Source organism: Sphingobium cupriresistens (assembly GCF_004152865.1).
Classification (GTDB): domain Bacteria; phylum Pseudomonadota; class Alphaproteobacteria; order Sphingomonadales; family Sphingomonadaceae; genus Sphingobium; species Sphingobium cupriresistens.
This window is the reverse complement of record NZ_SEOO01000027.1, coordinates 19,841-33,152: the sequence shown is the minus strand read 5'-3', so window position 1 is coordinate 33,152 and position 13,312 is coordinate 19,841. Positions and strand designations below refer to the sequence as shown.

The 13,312-nt window shown below is 66.8% G+C and carries 14 protein-coding genes; 5 read left to right on the top strand and 9 right to left on the bottom strand.

Annotated elements, in window-relative coordinates:
* The first annotated feature begins 10 nt into the window (after nt 1-10).
* A complete protein-coding gene (locus EWH12_RS15550) occupies nt 11-1,165 on the top strand; it encodes a M20 aminoacylase family protein (RefSeq protein WP_129927140.1) in 1,155 nt (384 codons plus the stop codon).
* Between the two features lie 41 nt (nt 1,166-1,206).
* Here the strand turns inward: EWH12_RS15550 and EWH12_RS15545 are convergent, their stop codons facing one another.
* The 6 genes from EWH12_RS15545 to EWH12_RS15520 all read right to left on the bottom strand — a co-directional run bounded on the left by EWH12_RS15545 (nt 1,207) and on the right by EWH12_RS15520 (nt 6,038).
* Nucleotides 1,207-1,920 (bottom strand): copper resistance protein B, encoded by a 714-nt coding sequence (locus EWH12_RS15545; protein WP_129927139.1) that lies wholly within the window; start codon nt 1,918-1,920, stop codon nt 1,207-1,209.
* Nucleotides 1,921-2,057: 137 nt separating this feature from the next.
* On the bottom strand, nt 2,058-3,020 hold the full coding sequence (locus EWH12_RS15540; protein WP_129927138.1) for a copper resistance protein B: 963 nt from the start codon (nt 3,018-3,020) through the stop codon (nt 2,058-2,060).
* Complete coding sequence (locus EWH12_RS15535) at nt 3,017-4,759, bottom strand: copper resistance system multicopper oxidase (RefSeq protein ID WP_129927137.1); 1,743 nt, start codon at nt 4,757-4,759, stop codon at nt 3,017-3,019. The genes EWH12_RS15540 and EWH12_RS15535 overlap by 4 nt, the downstream gene beginning before the upstream one ends.
* 24 nt (nt 4,760-4,783) lie before the next feature.
* Nucleotides 4,784-5,347 (bottom strand): RNA polymerase sigma factor, encoded by a 564-nt coding sequence (locus tag EWH12_RS15530; protein WP_129927136.1) that lies wholly within the window; start codon nt 5,345-5,347, stop codon nt 4,784-4,786.
* The gene (locus tag EWH12_RS15525; RefSeq protein WP_129927135.1) at nt 5,344-5,781 is read right to left on the bottom strand and encodes a periplasmic heavy metal sensor; all 438 of its coding nucleotides are present in this window, start codon (nt 5,779-5,781) and stop codon (nt 5,344-5,346) included. The genes EWH12_RS15530 and EWH12_RS15525 overlap by 4 nt, the downstream gene beginning before the upstream one ends.
* On the bottom strand, nt 5,778-6,038 hold the full coding sequence (locus tag EWH12_RS15520) for a hypothetical protein (protein ID WP_129927134.1): 261 nt from the start codon (nt 6,036-6,038) through the stop codon (nt 5,778-5,780). Before EWH12_RS15520 ends, EWH12_RS15525 begins: the two co-directional genes overlap by 4 nt.
* A 142-nt stretch (nt 6,039-6,180) precedes the next feature.
* On the opposite strand from EWH12_RS15520, the gene copC reads away from it, so the two are divergent.
* Nucleotides 6,181-6,552 carry a copper homeostasis periplasmic binding protein CopC gene (gene copC / locus EWH12_RS15515; protein WP_129927133.1) on the top strand — a complete coding sequence of 124 codons (372 nt, stop codon included), beginning with the start codon at nt 6,181-6,183 and terminating at the stop codon, nt 6,550-6,552.
* Nucleotides 6,552-7,415 carry a copper homeostasis membrane protein CopD gene (gene copD, locus EWH12_RS15510; protein WP_066609117.1) on the top strand — a complete coding sequence of 288 codons (864 nt, stop codon included), beginning with the start codon at nt 6,552-6,554 and terminating at the stop codon, nt 7,413-7,415. Before copC ends, copD begins: the two co-directional genes overlap by 1 nt.
* Before the next feature lie 64 nt (nt 7,416-7,479).
* Here copD and EWH12_RS15505 read toward each other — a convergent pair whose 3' ends face one another.
* The 3 genes from EWH12_RS15505 to EWH12_RS15495 form a co-directional block, all read right to left on the bottom strand.
* Nucleotides 7,480-8,205 carry a cupin domain-containing protein gene (locus EWH12_RS15505; RefSeq protein ID WP_129927132.1) on the bottom strand — a complete coding sequence of 242 codons (726 nt, stop codon included), beginning with the start codon at nt 8,203-8,205 and terminating at the stop codon, nt 7,480-7,482.
* A 114-nt stretch (nt 8,206-8,319) separates the two neighbouring features.
* Nucleotides 8,320-10,842 carry an ABC transporter permease gene (locus EWH12_RS15500; protein WP_129927131.1) on the bottom strand — a complete coding sequence of 841 codons (2,523 nt, stop codon included), beginning with the start codon at nt 10,840-10,842 and terminating at the stop codon, nt 8,320-8,322.
* Nucleotides 10,839-11,540: an ABC transporter ATP-binding protein gene (locus EWH12_RS15495; protein WP_129927130.1), complete on the bottom strand. Its 702-nt coding sequence runs from the start codon at nt 11,538-11,540 to the stop codon at nt 10,839-10,841. Before EWH12_RS15495 ends, EWH12_RS15500 begins: the two co-directional genes overlap by 4 nt.
* Between EWH12_RS15495 and EWH12_RS15490 the strand changes: the two genes are divergently transcribed.
* Entirely contained in the window at nt 11,539-12,261 is a 723-nt protein-coding gene (locus EWH12_RS15490; RefSeq protein ID WP_129927129.1) for an arylesterase, read from the top strand. The two genes, EWH12_RS15495 and EWH12_RS15490, sit on opposite strands and share 2 nt — an antisense overlap.
* Entirely contained in the window at nt 12,258-13,307 is a 1,050-nt protein-coding gene (locus tag EWH12_RS15485) for an oxidoreductase (protein ID WP_129927128.1), read from the top strand. Before EWH12_RS15490 ends, EWH12_RS15485 begins: the two co-directional genes overlap by 4 nt.
* Nucleotides 13,308-13,312: the final 5 nt, after the last annotated feature.

Sequence of the window (13,312 nt, the reverse complement as noted above, 5' to 3'; positions counted from 1 at the left end):
GTTTCCAAGCATGACCGACATTGCCGACCTGATCGAACCGCTCGTCGCGTTCCGGCGCGACATTCACGCCCATCCCGAACTGGGTTTCTGCGAACATCGCACCGCGGGTCGCATAGCCGAGCAACTGCGCGCGCTGGGGCTGGAGGTGCATGAGGGGATCGGCCGAACCGGCGTTGTCGGGGTGCTGCGCAACGGGACGTCTTCGCGCAGCATCGGGCTGCGCGCGGACATGGACGCTTTGCCGATCCAGGAGCAGACCAGCCTGCCCTATGCCAGCACGACGCCCGGCACCTTCCATGGCTGCGGTCATGACGGGCATGTCGCGATGCTGCTGGGGGCCGCGCAGCATCTGGCGCGGAGCCGCCATTTTGACGGCACGGTCAATTTCTTCTTCCAGCCGGCCGAGGAAGGCCAGGGCGGCGCGCGGGAGATGGTCAATGAAGGGCTGTTCGAGCGTTTTCCCTGCGACCGGGTGTTCGGGCTGCACAATTGGCCCGACCTGCCGGCCGGCACGATCGCAACGCGGCCCGGCCCTATCATGGGCGCGGCCGACAAGTTCGAGATTCGCCTGGAAGGGCGCGGCGGCCATGCGGCGATACCGCAGGATACGCCGGACGCGATATTTGCTGCAGCAGCATTGGTGCAGCAATTACAGGGAATCGTGTCCCGCCGGATCGCGCCGACGGCGTCGGCCGTGCTGTCCATCACACAGATCCATGGCGGGCATACGCATAATGTGATCCCCGAACTGGTGACGGTTTCAGGCACCGTGCGCACATTCGATCCGGCCGTCCAGGATCGGATCGAGGATTCGATCCGACAGATCGTGGCGGGGGTGGCGCTGGCGGGCGAACTGACGGCGACGGTCGATTACCAGCGCTACTATCCCGCGACGATCAACGACGCGGAAGCCACGCAGGAGGCGCTGGACGCCGCAGCGACGGTGGGCGTCGCGCAACTGGCGCCCGATCCGGCCTTCACGTCGGAGGATTTCGCCTTCATGCTCCAGGCATGCAAGGGCGCCTATATCTGGCTTGGTCAGGCGAAGGTGGAGGGGTCCGCACCGCTGCACAACCCGCATTATGATTTCAATGACGATGTGCTGGAACTGGGTATCAGGCTGCATGTCGCGCTGGCGGAGCGGCATTTGGCGTTGGGTGACTAGAGCGCTGCGTGCCCCCGCGCAGGCGGGAACATCTGTAGAAATTACAAGCTGAAGCCGAAGCCGATCACCGCCATGGTCGATTGCAGCGTATCGCCCTGAGCGCGAGCGAGGCGGCGGGTGCCGGCGAGCAGTCGTTCATGGACGACCGCCGTATAGATGTTGAGCTTGGGTGTCAGGCGGTAGCGCAGGCGCAGCGTCCCCTCCCCCTCCGTAAAGCCCGATTCCACCGCATCCACCGCCACCCCCTGCGCCGACCAGCCGACGCCGACGCGCGGTTCCAGATAGAGGCTGTCGGTGATCGGCAGTTGATAGACGATCTGCCCCTCGCCGGTCAGCCGGCCATTGTCCGACAGGAAGGCGTAGCTTTCCCAACTGAGGCGCGTGCCGACATTGCCCTGTACGCCGATGATGGCGTGGAGGTCGCGCGGATGGGGGGTGAAATCCTTGCGCACGCCCACGAGCAGCGTCGCATTGCCGATGGTGCGGCCGTAGAAAAGCCGGGCCTGCACTTCGTCGATCTGGTTGCCGAGCGCCCCGCCGCCCTGCGTCACCAGCATCAACTGGTCGGTGGCGTTGCCGAGGGAGAAAGTGCCGTCCCACAGGAAAACATCGTCGCCCTTGCCGGCGCGCAATTCGATGAGATCGAAGCCGCCGCTAAGCGCCCATGCGCCGCTATCGTCCGCCTGGGCGGCGGCCGGCGACGCCATCACCAGCGCGCTCAGGAAGGACAAGCCCAGACAGGCGGAACGCAGCATCTACCCTCATCCGTTTTGCGGTATCGGGCAGAGACTAGACGGGCGGTACGGCGCGATTGCGCGAAGCCTGTCACCGGTCGCCGCGTTGATGACAAATTATTGCCGGGATGCGGCAGCTTATGCCGACATGACTTGCATTAGAACCAGAAGCGGATGCCCATCACCAGGCTGGTGGCAGACGCCCCCTCCCCCGCCGCGCGGGCGTAACGGGCGGTGTCGCCGAGGCTGCGTTCCCAATTGACGCCGATATAGGGCGCAAATTCGCGGGCGATTTCGTAGCGCAGGCGCAGGCCCAGTTCGATGGTCGAGAGGCCGGACCCGACGCCGAGTTCCGGCACGTCCTGCGCGGCGATATTCACTTCGGCGGCGGGTTGCAGGACGAGGCGCTGGGTGATGCGCTGGTCGTAGCTGCCTTCGACCCGCAGATGAGCGTCGCCCTTGTCGGAGAGAAAGGCCTGCGCCTCCAGTTCGAACCAATAGGGGGCGAGGCCTTCGATGCCGATGGTGGCATAGGTGCGTTGGGGCTGGGGGCGGAAATCCTGGCGGACGCCCGCGACGATATTCCACCAGGGATCGATCGCGCGGCTGTAAAGCGCCTGGAATTCTGCCTGGTGCAGGCGGCCGCCGATGACGCCCTCCCCTTCCGACTTGATGGCGAGGCGGTTGATGTCGCCGCCGATCCAGCCTTCGCCTTCCCAGGCATAGCCATCGCCGCCCTTTTGCGCGCGATATTCGAAGCGGTCGATCATGAGCTGGGAGAAAGTCATGCCGCCATTTTCCTTCGTCATGGCGGCGCGGGCGCTGGCCATGGTGGCGGGATCGTAGAGGGCATCGGCGGCGTGATCGGTGGGGATCGGAGGCGCGACTCCTTTGGGCACCGCGTCATCGGATGCGGGCATGGCGTGGCCGGCATGGGGGTTGGACGGTTCGGCTGGCGCAGGGTCGCTATGGCCGGCGTGCGGATCGGCGGGTTCTGGGGCGGCCGGAGCCTCTTCCGGATGCGGCATCTGGTGCGCGCTATGGTCCATCTGGCTATGGTCCTGCGCGATCGCGGGCGTTGCGATGCCGGCCAGCAGGGTGGCGACGATCAGGCGCTTCATGCCGCGTCCTCCGCGGGACGGACCGTGACGACGCGCATCATCCCGGCGTGCATGTGCATCAGCATGTGGCAGTGGAAGGCCCAGTCGCCCAGCGCATCGGCGGTGAGATCGAAGCTGACCTTGCCGCCGGGCAGGACGTTCACCGTATGCTTGCGCGGGTTGTGGAGCGGATCGTCGCCGGTCAGCAATTGGAAGAAATGGCCGTGGATGTGGATGGGGTGCGGCATCATCGTGTCGTTGATGAGGGTGACGCGGACCCGTTCATTGTGGCGGAAGGCAATAGGGTCAGCGCCGTCGGACAGCTTCACCCCGTCGAAGGACCACATATAGCGTTCCATGTTCGCCGTCAGGTGGATGTCGAGCGTGCGGGTGGGAGTGCGGATGTCCTGATTGGGTTCCAGCGCGCGCAGGCCCGCATAGGTGAGGACGCGATGATCGACATCCTCCAGACCCGTCGGCCGATCCGCGGTGCGATCGGCGGGCATGGCGGAGAGGGTCGCGACGCCCGGTCCCATCGGCACGTCGGGGGCGACTGACGGGTCGAGCATTTTCATGCTGTGGCCGGACATGCTGTCATTGGCGGGCTGGCTGAGGTCGATCACGCCCCCCTGCCCCATATCCATGCCGGACATGTCCATGCCCATATCCTTCATGGTCAGCAGCGGGCGTTTGCGCAGGTCCGGGACCGGCGCGACCATGCCAAGCTGCGGCGCGAGGGTGGCGCGGACCTGGCCGGAGCGGTCGATGGCTTCGGCGATCAGGCCATAGGCTTTCGCCTCGGCCGGCCGGACGATGACGTCATAGGTTTCGGCGATGCCGATCTGGAACTCGTCGGTGTCGATCGGCTGGACATGCTGGCCGTCGCACTGGACCACGGTCATCGGCAGGCCGGGCAGGCGGACGTTGAAATTGGTCATGGCCGATGCGTTGACGATGCGCAGGCGGACGCGCTCGCCGGGTGTGAACAGGCCGGTCCAGTTTTCGGGCGTACCATGGCCGTTGATGAGGAAGCTGTAGGTGGAGCCGGTGACATCGGAAATGTCGGTCGGGTCCATGCGCATCTTGCCCCAGTCCATGCGCTCCCTAAGGCTCTGGTCCTTGCCCGCGAGCAGGCCAGCAAGCGTCTGACGCTGAAAATTATGATAGCCGCCCATCTGCTTGAGGCGTTTCAGCAGCACATGCGGATGGACCGGCGACCAGTCGGACAGCACGATCACATGTTCGCGCGTCGCCTGCACCGGATCGACCCCGGCGGGGTCGATGACGATCGGGCCATAATGGCCCATCGCCTCCTGCATCCCCGAATGGCTGTGATACCAGTAGGTGCCAGACTGGCGGATGGGGAAGTCGTATGTGAAGGTTTCGCCCGGACGAATGCCGGGGAAGCTGACGCCCGGCACGCCGTCCATCTGGAAGGGGACGATCAGGCCGTGCCAGTGGATCGAGGTGTCCTCTTTCAGCCTGTTGGTGACGGCGATCTGGACGCGCTGCCCTTCCTTCAAGCGGATGAGCGGCGCAGGGACGGTGCCGTTGATCGTAATCGCATGGGCGGACCGGCCCCCGGTGCCGAAATGGCTTTCCCCCACGGTGAGCGCAATATGGTCGCCCGACAGGACGCCGGGTGCTGGGCGCAGGCCCGCCGTGCCGCTGCGCGCCCAGGCGGGGAAAGCCTCCGCGAGGCTGAGCGCCGCGGCGCTTTTGATGAGGGTCCGGCGATCGAGGGCGATGGGGTTCGTCATGCCCTGTCATACGCGGGTGGGCGGCTAATCCCTCAAAATTTCGGTCAATTTTGCGCGGGCGCGGTAGAGGCGGGTTTCGACCGCTTTTTCGGTGATGCCCAACACCTGCGCCGCGTCCGCCTGGCTCATCTGTTCGATGGTGCGCAGAAGGAGCACGTCCTTGAGATTGGCGGGCAGGCTGGCGATGGCGGCGTTGATGCGCGCGACTTCGCGATGGGAATGGGCGGCTTCCTCCGGCGTGGCGTCGGGCGCGGCGATATCGAGCGCGTCGTCGAGCGGTTTGGCGAAGGCGAAGAAGCGCCGCACCGTTCGGCGACGCGCCCAGTCGCGGCATTTGTTGAGCGCGATGCGCGCGATCCAGACGCGGAACGGGCGCGCGCCATCATAGCGGGCGAGCGCGGCGAAAGCGGCGACGAAGGTTTCCTGCGTGATGTCGAGCGCCTCATCGCCATCGCCGACATGGCCGCGAGCGAGGCGCCAGACGGCGTCGCGGTGGCGCGCCATCAACGCGCCATAGGCGGACTGATGCCCCGCCAGCGCGCGGGTAGCAAGCGTCCGGTCGTCGGGTTCGGAGTCGGCCGCACTCACCGGGCGGGCTGGGTCAGCGCCTTGACGATGGCGGCGTCGAATTGCGCCGCCTGATCGGGTCGCAGCACGCCGCGCATCGCGAAGATGTGCTGGAGCGTTTCCTTTTGCAGTTGCCCCATGACATGATGCGAGCGGTCGACCGCTTCGGCCACTTTGGGGCCATAGCCATGTTCGCCCTCTATCGCGGCGGCGAGCCGTTCATTGTCGGCGCGCATTTCCGCCTCCAGTGCTTCGCGGCGCTGGGCGAAGGCAGCCTCCAGGGCGTGAATGCGCTGTTCCTGCGCGGCGTCGAGCGTCATCCGCTGGTGCAGCAGGGCGTGGACTTCGCTTTCCACACGCGGCGTGGGTGCGAGCCAGGTGCGTGCGACCAGCACCGCCGCCAGCGCGGCGGCGAAAGCGACCAGCGCGACCAGCGCGTAGCGGCGCAGGGTCATTGGCCGAGCAGGCGCGATGGCGCATAGTCGGACATGCCGATCGGCATGGGCGCAGCTTGCGCGGGTGCGGCGGGCACGATGCTGCCGACCCAGCCGATGCCAACCGCCAGCAGGCCCGCCAGCATCAGGCTGCGCCGCGCCGTCATCTGGTCCCGCCTGTGGGCAAGTCCGCCCATCACGGCAGCATCCATGTCCGCCAGCCGCGCATCGGTCGGCACCGCCCTCGCCGTCGCCAGCAACTGATCCAGATCGGTCATCATCATCTCCATCCGCATTCCCGCATACGCGCGGGGGACGTGCATCCCTCATCGGATGAAGCGGAAAATTATGCGCATGGGTCGAGGGGTCCGGCAAGTCCATGCGTAATTCCCCCTGACGCCCCTTGTTGGAGACATTGCCATGAACCGTTATTTCCTGACCGTCGCCGCTTTCGCGCTGGCCCTGCCGGGCGTTGCGAGCGCGCACAGCAAGCTGTTGTCGTCCACCCCTGCCGCCAATGCGACCGTGGCCAAGCCGACCAAGCTGGTGCTTACTTTTTCCGAGACTTTCCTGGCGCCGATGAGCGGCGCTGAACTGGTGATGACCGGGATGCCCGGCATGAGCGACCATCCCGCCATGCCAATCAAGGGTTTCAAGACCGCGATCGAGGGCAAGACCATGACGCTGACCTTTCCCCGCGCCCTGCCCGCCGGCAGCTATGACTTGAAATGGCATATCGTGGGCGCGGACCAACATAAGATGGAAGGCGGCTACAGCTTCAAGGTCAAGTAATGATCGAAGGGGCTTTGATCGGCGCGCGGTTTGCGCTGATGATCGACCTTGCCCTGCTCATGGGACTGCCGCTGTTCTGGTGGGTGATGGGCATGGCGGGGGACCGGCGTGTGTTAGTGGCGCTGGCGCTGGGGGGCATAGCGCTGTCCGCGCTGTGGCTGATGGCGAGCGTCGCCGCGATGACCGGCACGCCGATCACGGCCCCGGATTGGGTCAGCGCGCAGATTTTGTTGACCATGACGCCGATCGGCCCGGTGCTGACGGTGCGTGGTGGCGCGCTGTTGCTGGCGCTGGTTTTTACGGGCTTGAACCGCCCGCGACTGACGTTAGTAGCCGCTGCCGTCGCGGCGGCGACGCTGGCCTGGACCGGCCATGCGGGGGCGACCGAGGATATCGCCGGGACTGTCCATCGCGTCGCCGATATCGCCCACATCTGGGCGGCGGCGGGGTGGATCGGCGCGCTGGTGGTGTTGTGCCATGCCGTGCTGACGCTGCGGCCGACGACGGCGGCGATACGGCGCGTGGCCAAGATGCTATCGCGCTTCGCCCTGATGGGAACGCTGATCGTCGGCACGTTGCTGGTCAGTGGAGCGATCAATGGCGCGATGATCGTGGGGCTGGCGCAATTGCCGGAGCTGGCGGGGAGCCTTTATGGCTGGCTGCTGGGCGCCAAGCTGGCGCTGTTCGGGGTGATGCTGGGGCTGGCGGGACTGAACCGCTGGCGCCTGACGCCGATGCTGGAGAGCGGGACCCCGCAACGCGCGATCGCGCATCTGCGGCTGTCGCTGCTGGTGGAAACAAGCGCGGCTGTAGCCATTATCGGGCTGGTGGGCTGGCTGGGGACGCTCGATCCGATGGGGTGAATATAGAATAGCGTGTTCCCGCCTGCGCGGGAACATTGATGTTTAGCGAACGCCGCGAGGCGTTTCAGGCCGGGCGGTAGATGCAATAGACTTTCTTCACATGGACCTGGCTGTCCCAGCTGCAACTGGCGCCCTGTTCCACCAGAAAGATGTCCTCCTTGACGAACGTGCCTTCGGTTCCGGCTGCGTCGATGAAGGTAACGCCGCCGTCGAGCAGATACATGAGTTCATAATGGCGATAGGCCATGGCGCGCCGATAATAGGGTGTCGAATCCCAGGTGCCGACCATGAGTTCGCCATCCGACGACTTGTAATCGCCATGGTTGCGGCATTGCGGCGTCGGGCCGACCAGCAGTTCGGCCAAAGGCGCACCTGAAGGTTCGAGCGGGGCGTCGGTGTCGACCGGGATGATCGCGCCGTCGCCGGCCGGACCGCCGCGGCGGCGCATGAACAGCAGGCGGGTGTCGGCTTGCGCAGACCAGGTGAAGGCCGCGCCGTCGCGCAGGAGCATGCTGGCGCCTTCGGCCAGAGCGATGCTGGCGCCGCTCTGTTCGATGCGCAACGCGCCAGATTCCACGATGATAAATTCTTCGGCGGGCAGCAGCGTTACTTCGCCCGCCCCCTGCGGCAGCGCGATGAGGCCGACGCTGATCGGCCCGTCCGCCAGCGGCAGGTCTGCGCGCGCGGTCAGGAAGGGATCGGCCGACGGCGTGGCGGGACGCGCATCGGCCGCCCAGGCGCGCAGGTCGATGAAGGAACGGGTGCGGGTTTGGGTTGCGGTGCTGGTCATGCCGACCCTCCTTGGAGAGAATGGAAGGGGGCAGGATATCCGGTGCGCGCGGCACTATGCGCCAAGAGCGCAAAGCCTGGCCGTGCGCTCTGCCGTTTGCCGCAGGTCAGGCCGCTACAACTGCCGCAGCGCGCGCGCCGGGCGGACCGACATGAGCGGGATGGCCCCGGCAAGACCGATGCCCAAAGTCAGCAGCGCGCCGCCGCCCAGCGTCGCCAGCACCACTGCCCAGTCGGGCGACCAGGTGAAGTCGAAGATGCGCACGATGACGAACCAGGCGGCGGTCGTGCCGAGCGCCAGCGCGACGAGCGCCAGCATGGACGCGAGCAGGCCATATTCAAGCGCCTGGCCGCCCAATATCTGCCAGCGGGTCGCGCCCAGCGTCTTCAGGATGACGCTGTCATAGCTGCGCGCCTGGCGCGAGGCGGCGATCGCGCCGACCAGCACGGCGATGCCCGCGAGGATCGCCACCGAGGCGGCGGCAACGATCGCGCGCGACATCTGGGTCATGATCGTGCCGACCTGATCGATGACGTCGCCGACCGCGATCACCGATATGCCGGGGAAGGCCGACAGCAGCGCGCGGGTCATGCCGCCGTCGCGGCCGGGGTCCATGGTGATGGTCGCGGTCATGCTATGGGGTGCTGCGGCCAGCGCGTTGGGCGAAAAAACCAATATATAGTTGAAGCCCATCGTGTCCCAGTTGACCTTGCGCAGCGACGCGATGCGCGCCGTGATCTCACGCCCCAATATGCTGACGGTCAGCGTGTCACCGATGCCGATATTCATGACCTTCGCCGCTTCCTCATCAAGCGAGACGAGCGGCGGGCCGGCATAGTCGCGCGGCCACCATTGACCGGCGGTCAGATCGCTGCCCTGCGGCAGGACGGCGCTGTAGGTGACGCCGCGTTCGCCGCGCAGAAACCAGGCGCCTTCGGGTAGTTCCTTGAGGTCGGCGACGCGCTGAGCGCCATAGGCGACGATCGTGCCGCGCAGCGACGGGACGATGTTAAGCTCCGCTTCGGGCGCTTGGCGCATCGCGATGGTGCGGAAGCGGCCGACCTGCGCCGAGGGGATGTCGAGGACGAACTGGTTGGGCGCTTTTTCCGGCACGACGTTGCGGATTTCGCTGTCGAGGCTGGTCTGGATACCCGCCAGCGTCACAAACAGGGTGAGCGCGAGGCCGAGCGCGACGATGAGCGCGGCGGTCTGCGCGCCGGGGCGATGGAGATTGGCGACGGCGAGGCGGAGCAGCGGACGACGCGGGCGCGGAGCGATGAGGGCGAGGCGGCGGACGGCCCAGCCGAGGCCGAGCAGCAGCAGCAGGACGGCGGCCGTCGCGCCGAGCACGGCGGCGGAGAAGAGCGGTTCGCGCGCGGTCAGCAGCGCCAAGGCGACCAGCAGCGCGCCCGCTCCGGCCATGGCGGCCAGGCTGCGCCGGTCGGTACCGCTACCGCTTTCCACCGCGCCGCGGAAGATAGCGGCGGCCGGCTGGGTGCGGGCGCGGCCGAGCGGCGGGAAGGTGAAGAGGAAGGCGATCAGCAGACCATAGGCGGCGCTGGTCAATAGCGGCAGCGGGTGGAGCCGGAAGCCGGGGCTGACCGGCAGGACGTCGCCCGCCAGCGCGACGATCAGCGGCGGCAAGAGCGCGCCGACGATCAGGCCCGTCACGATGCCGAGCAGGGCGACCGCGCCGACCTGCATCCGGTAGATGCGGCCGATGTCGGTCGCGGTCGCGCCCAGCACCTTCAAGGTGGCGATGCCGCCGCGCTTGGCCGCGAGATAGGAGGCGACGCCGTTGCTGACGCCGATGCCGGCGATGACCAGCGCGGCGAGGCCGATCAGCGACAGGAACTGCCCCATTCGATCGATGAAGCGATTGGCGCCGGGCGCGGCGCGATCCCGGTCCTTGAGGGTCCAGCCGTCGGCATCGTGCGCCTTTTCCATGTCGGCGCGCACGGTCGCGGCGTCGAAACGGGGGGCGAGGCGGATGCGATATTTGGCGGAATAGAGGCTGCCCGGCTGGATCAGGCCGGTTCGGCGCAGGCCGTCGAGCGAAACGATGGCGACCGGACCAAGAGTGAAGCCTTCGCCCAAGCGATCGGGTTCGTCGGCGATGATGGCCGCGACGGTGAATCTGGCGACGCCGTAGCGCAGCCGGTCGCCGGGGCGGACGTCGAGCCGCTCCGCCAAGGCATCGCCGATCAGGATATGGTCGGGGTCGAGCGGGCGATAAGCGCCCTGCCGCAGCGCAAGCGTGCCATAAAGCGGATAGACGGCATCGACGCCCTTCAATTCGGTCAGCACGGCAGGCGGGGCATCCCCCCTGCCCTGCCCTTCATGCTGAGCCATAGCGCGCAGGCGGATGGTTTCGCTGAGCGTGCCGAGTTGGCGAAAGGCTTCCTTGTCGCCCAGCCGCGCTTCGCGCTGGGTCATGGCGATTTCGATGTCGCCGCCCAGCAAGTTGCGGCCCCGATCGCTGAGTTCCTGCGTGATCGCGGCGGTCAGGCTGCCGATCGCGGCGAGCGTGGCGACGCCCAGGAACAGGCAGAGGAACAGCAGCCGCAGCCCGCGAAAGCCCAGATGCAGGTCGCGCCGGGCGATGCGCCAGCTTGCGCCCCAACCGATGGCGTTCATGCGGCGCGGTCCGAGACGATGAGGCCGTCGCGCATTTCCACGATCCGGCCGCAGCGTTCGGCCAGTGTCGGATCATGAGTGATGATGACCAGGGTCGCGCCCGCCGCCCGCCGCCGTTCGAACAACAGGTCCATGATGGTGGCGCCGGTCGTGACGTCGAGATTGCCGGTCGGTTCGTCGGCGAAGATCAGGGTGGGGCGCGGCGCGACGGCGCGGGCGATGGCGACGCGCTGCTGCTCGCCGCCCGATAATTGGGCGGGATAATGGTCGAGCCGATGGCCCAGGCCCACGGCGCGCAGTTCGTCGGCCGCGCGATCGAAGGCATCGGCATGGCCCGACAGTTCGAGCGGCACGGCGACATTTTCATGCGCGGTCATGGTGGGGAGCAGGTGAAAGCTTTGCAGAATGATGCCGATGCGGCCACGCCGGGCGCGGGCCAAAGCGTCCTCGTCCAGTGCGCCGAAATCGACGCCGCCCACGCTGACGCTGCCGCCGCTGGCGCGCTCCAGGCCCGACAGCACCGCCATCAGCGAACTTTTGCCCGATCCAGATGCGCCCAGGATGGCCAGACTTTCGCCGCGCAATATGGTGAGGTCGACGCCCTTGAGGATCGCCACCGGCGCGTCGCGCGTTCCCAGCGAAAGGGTGACATCCTGCGCGCGGATCGCGATAGTGGTGGGATCGATGAGCAAATGCATGGAAAAGGAGCGCTCCTTGGCGGGCAGGTGGATGCAATATGGGGCGTTGGCGCTGATTGTCCAACTGGCGGTGGCTTGTTCGGATAAAGCAGCGGCGCCAGCGCCGGTCGGGTATGAGAAGCAGGCGGTTGACGCGGCGATAGTGGCGACGCCGACAGTCGACGAGCGGCTTGTGGTGGCGTTCGGCGACAGCCTTTATGCCGGCTATAATCTGGACCAGAACAAGGGGCTGGCCCCGGTGCTGGAAGCGGCGCTCAAGGCGCGCGGCGTGAAGGCGCGGGTGGTCAATGCCGGGGTATCGGGCGATACGACTGCTGCGGGGCTGGCGAGATTGACGTTTACACTGGACGGATTACCGCGCAAGCCCGACCTGATGCTGGTGGGGCTGGGCGGCAACGATATGCTGCGCGGGCTTGCTCCCGCCGAGACGCGGACCAATCTGAACGCAATCCTGGCGGAGCTGAAGAAGCGCGGCATCCCGGTGCTGCTGACGGGCATGATGGCGTCGCCCAATATGGGGCCGGACTATGCCGCAGCATTCAACCCCATTTTCCCCGATCTGGCGCGCACATATGATGCGACGCTTTATCCCTTCATGCTGGACGGGGTGATCGGCGACCGGGCGCTGCAACTGCCCGACGGCATCCACCCCAATGACAAGGGCGTGACCGTCATCGTCGGCAAGCTGGCGCCGGTGGTTGCCGGGGCATTGCCATCTTGACGGCGCGGATCCGGGTCGGCCTGATCGGCTATGGCATGGCGGGGCGCGTCTTTCATGCGCCGCTGATCCGCGCCGCGCCGGGACTGGAACTGGCGGCGATCGTCACCAGCCGGGCCGAGGCGGTCGCGGCGCTCGACCCGGCGATCCCCTGCGTGGCGCTCACCGCCGATCTCCTGGCCGACCCGGCCATACAAGCGGTGGTGGTTGCGACACCGAGTGCGACACATGCAGCGATTGCGGCGGACGCGCTGCGGGCGGGCAAGCATGTGGTGGTGGACAAGCCCTTCGCCCTGTCGCTGGACGAGGCAAAGGCGCTGGCAGCGCTGGCCCGGAACAGCGGACGGCGATTGGCGGTGTTCCACAATCGCCGGTTCGACAGCGATTTTCTCAGCATCCGGGCCGCGATAGAGGAAGGCGCAATCGGTCAGGTGACGCATTTCGAGTCGCATTTCGACCGATTTCGGCCGGAAGTGCGCGACCGCTGGCGCGAGGACGGGTCGGCCGGATCGGGCGTGTGGTTCGACCTGGGGCCGCATCTGGTCGATCAGGCGCTGGCGCTGTTCGGGCGGCCGCTGGCGGTGAGCGCCGATATCGTCGCGCTGCGCCCCGGATCGGGCGCGGACGATTGGGCGCATGTGGTGCTGCGCTATGAAAGGATGCGCGTCCTGTTGCACGCCAGCCTGAATGCGCCGGATGATGGCGGCGGCGGGAGTCCGCGCTTCGCCGTGCATGGTGATAAAGGATCGCTGATCAAACGACGAATTGATCCGCAGGAGGCGCAGTTGATCGGCGGGATGCGGCCGGGCGACGCCGGGTGGGGCGTCGATTCCGATCCGGTCGCAGTATATGACGGCGCTGGCGGGATGACGTTGCGTCCGGCGACGAGGGGATGCCAGGAACAATTTTATCGGCAGATGGCCGATACATGGACACGCGGCAGCGTCGCGCCGATTTTGCTGGACGAAGCGGTGGCGGTGCAGGAAGTCATCGAGGCGGCGCTACTGTCGGCGCGCAAGGACCGGGTCGTGGCGATGCCGCTGCCTTGAACGAT

Bases quoted from the DNA above. Each gene is read 5' to 3' on its own strand.
- EWH12_RS15550 (WP_129927140.1), top strand. From the start codon at position 11: ATGACCGACATTGCCGACCTGATCGAACCGCTCGTCGCGTTCCGGCGC.
- EWH12_RS15545 (WP_129927139.1), bottom strand. From the start codon at position 1,920: ATGCTGCGTTCCGCCTGTCTGGGCTTGTCCTTCCTGAGCGCGCTGGTG.
- EWH12_RS15540 (WP_129927138.1), bottom strand. From the start codon at position 3,020: ATGAAGCGCCTGATCGTCGCCACCCTGCTGGCCGGCATCGCAACGCCC.
- EWH12_RS15535 (WP_129927137.1), bottom strand. From the start codon at position 4,759: ATGACGAACCCCATCGCCCTCGATCGCCGGACCCTCATCAAAAGCGCC.
- EWH12_RS15525 (WP_129927135.1), bottom strand. From the start codon at position 5,781: ATGACCCTGCGCCGCTACGCGCTGGTCGCGCTGGTCGCTTTCGCCGCC.
- EWH12_RS15520 (WP_129927134.1), bottom strand. From the start codon at position 6,038: ATGACCGATCTGGATCAGTTGCTGGCGACGGCGAGGGCGGTGCCGACC.
- copC (WP_129927133.1), top strand. From the start codon at position 6,181: ATGAACCGTTATTTCCTGACCGTCGCCGCTTTCGCGCTGGCCCTGCCG.
- copD (WP_066609117.1), top strand. From the start codon at position 6,552: ATGATCGAAGGGGCTTTGATCGGCGCGCGGTTTGCGCTGATGATCGAC.
- EWH12_RS15505 (WP_129927132.1), bottom strand. From the start codon at position 8,205: ATGACCAGCACCGCAACCCAAACCCGCACCCGTTCCTTCATCGACCTG.
- EWH12_RS15500 (WP_129927131.1), bottom strand. From the start codon at position 10,842: ATGAACGCCATCGGTTGGGGCGCAAGCTGGCGCATCGCCCGGCGCGAC.
- EWH12_RS15490 (WP_129927129.1), top strand. From the start codon at position 11,539: ATGGAAAAGGAGCGCTCCTTGGCGGGCAGGTGGATGCAATATGGGGCG.
- EWH12_RS15495 (WP_129927130.1), bottom strand. From the start codon at position 11,540: ATGCATTTGCTCATCGATCCCACCACTATCGCGATCCGCGCGCAGGAT.